Source organism: uncultured Dialister sp. (assembly GCA_900314595.1).
Classification (GTDB): Bacteria; Bacillota; Negativicutes; order Veillonellales; family Dialisteraceae; genus Dialister.
The window spans coordinates 1-2746 of sequence record OMVW01000079.1; the positions used below are offsets into that span (position 1 = coordinate 1).

At 46.9% G+C, this 2746-nt stretch carries 1 protein-coding gene; it reads right to left on the minus strand.

What is annotated here, in order from left to right; all coding sequences use genetic code 11:
* Window positions 1-698 precede the first annotated feature (698 nt).
* Window positions 699-1919: an RNA polymerase sigma factor RpoD gene (gene rpoD / locus QZN42_RS10105; RefSeq protein ID WP_296957334.1), complete on the minus strand. Its 1221-nt coding sequence runs from the start codon at window positions 1917-1919 to the stop codon at window positions 699-701.
* Window positions 1920-2746 lie beyond the last annotated feature (827 nt).

The window sequence follows — 2746 nt, forward strand, 5'->3', positions numbered from 1 at the left end:
TCAGCAGCGCCACCTTCCCGATCACCCCGATCATCCCGACCGCCCCGAAATCTCGAAAAAGAATCTATCGGGGCATGTCGTTTTGAGGCTAATCCCGAAAACCGAAGCTGTCTCAACCCGTATTATCTGACAAATGACTCCAATAAAAAACCCCGGCCCAAAGACCGGGGAAATCCAATAGTAACAGTTACAATCCATCGGCGGAGGGACTGTGGCCTGGACATGCAGGGACGGAGCTGCCGTATACCAGAGGTGGCCGACCAGTGTCACGTCGTATGGGAACTGTTTGTTTCTGGAATTTCCTGTCTTTCGACCGGGGTTTTCGTTTTTGATTTTTTCTTGCGCGCAATGGAGCTTTGAGAAAATTAATTGGATTCATCCCTCCGCCCGTTTCGATCGATACTGTACATTCGGGTTCTGAGGAATTTCACCAGAGCTCTTTCCCGCTGCTCTGACTATATAGTACAAAAATAGAATTTTATTTTATTAGATTTTCGTTAAATTTATGTGGGGGGGTAGTTGTGAGTTTTTAGTGATTAGTGAAATAGTAACAGTGATAAGTGTGAAGTGATAAGTGGTAAGTGAAGGTGGCGGCCTTCGGCCGCAAGTATTTATAAGGTTCTGCACAGGCGGGCATGGAAATCCCGGTAATCAGGAGAATGTAAAAAGGCGCCCTCATATAGAGAGCGCCTTTCTTCTTACAGTCCTGCCATGGGCATGGCCTGTTTTTTAAGTTTTTTCAGTGCTTTTCCTTCGATCTGGCGGATGCGTTCACGGGTGACTCCGAAGTGTTTGCCTACTTCTTCGAGGGTCCTGGGTGTACCATCGTCCATACCGAAGCGGAGCGCCAGGACGCCCTTTTCCCTTTCAGTCAGGGTATCCAGCATTTTGTAGACCTGTTCCCGTCTCATGGTTGCCGCTGCTTCATCTTCCGGGGATGCGGTCTTCTGGTCTTCGATGAAATCTCCCAGATGGGAGTCTTCTTTTTCACCAATCGGTGTTTCCAGGGAAATCGGGTCCTGGGCTGCTTTCTTGGCTTCGCGGATTTTTTCCACGCTGATGCCCATTTCCCTTGACAGTTCCTCATTGGTCGCTTCCCTGCCATGTTCCTGCAGGAAGCGGCGGCCTACGCGGTTCATCTTGTTGATGGTTTCCACCATGTGAACCGGTACGCGGATGGTCCTGGCCTGGTCCGCAATGGAGCGGGTAATGGCCTGGCGGATCCACCAGGTAGCGTAGGTGGAGAATTTATACCCCTTGGTGTAATCGAATTTGTCTACTGCTTTCAGAAGACCGATATTTCCTTCCTGAATGAGATCCAGGAATGGCATGCCGCGTCCGGGGTATTTCTTTGCAATGGAAACGACCAGACGAAGGTTGGCATTGGCCATTTCCTTCTTGGCATCCCGGGCTGCTGCTTTGTCTTCTTCGGTAGCATCGCTCTTCTTACCCTTCTCGATGATTTTGGCAAGTCTCATTTCCTCTTCGGCACTTAAAAGAGGATTTGCCCCGCATTCACGAAGATAGAGACGGACCGGATCGCTGACTCCGCCGGCAGCGGAACTGTAATCGGCATCTTCCGCATTCTGGCCTTCTTCACCACTCCAGTTCTTATCTTCTTCGAGATTATCGCCTTCTTCCATGAGCAGTTCTTCATCGACCAGATCATCCTCGTCGGGAATCTCTGCGTTGAAGTCTGCATCATCCGGCTCTTCTTCCGTATCATCGTCTTCATCATCATAAACAAGGTCGATATTGTGTTCATGAAGAAGACTGAAAATCCCATCCAACTGTTTCTGTGTCAATGATTTTTCTTTGGTGAAACGGTTAATTTCATTGTAAGAAATATTGCCGTCTTCATTGACCCTTTCCTGCAGTTCTTTTAGCCACTCTGCCAGCTGTGCTGCCTTAGCTGCCAAATAGGGACACCTCCTCAGACATTCCGGCATCAACGATGCCTAATACAATACCTTACTGTACTTCCATACTGCCAGGACACTTCCATTTTATTGTTTCCTGCCCCCGTAGGAGCCTTTTGGGCATAGTGGTCCTGTTCCTATAAGTCAGATAATTATTATACTCTTATTTACGTCAAACTGCAAGAGGAAATTTTTATTTTTTGAAATATTTTTGCAGAATCATTCCAAAAGAAAGACTATATTGGCTTTTATGGTTCATTGACAGGAAATTCCATTTCGAAAAAAGATTCTATCCGTCAGGAAACTTTTCATTGAGGTTAATGGTTTTATAATCTCACCGACTCTTCCCCAAAGGGAAACTGCTTTATGAAAAGCTGAACATTGAGGTTAATGGTTAATTGTAATCCGGAAGGAAACTGTGCAAAATCGGGCTTTTCATCGGGATTAACAGGCCTCTCTCCATTTCCCCGCAAAACCCATATGGCGAAAGAGGTGTATCTGTCCGCTAATTGCAAATCCACTGCGGGAGGAAATTTTCCCGGAGCTGGCACTCAGGGCGGAAAAACAGGCAAAGTAAAAACCGCATTCCATCGGAATGCGGTTTCTGGTGAACTTACCCATACCACATACGAACCTCACCGTATTGGTATCACAGGACTTTTTTACAGTCCGGATCCGGCGGGAAGTCGCATAAAAATAAGGGCATAGCACAAGTCACAGCTATGCCCTTTATTGTGTAAAGAAAACCCCCGGATAGTCCGGGGGTTCAGTATTAGCTTTAGCGGTGATTTTCCAAAGACTAAACAAAAAACCTCCCATGATATAGA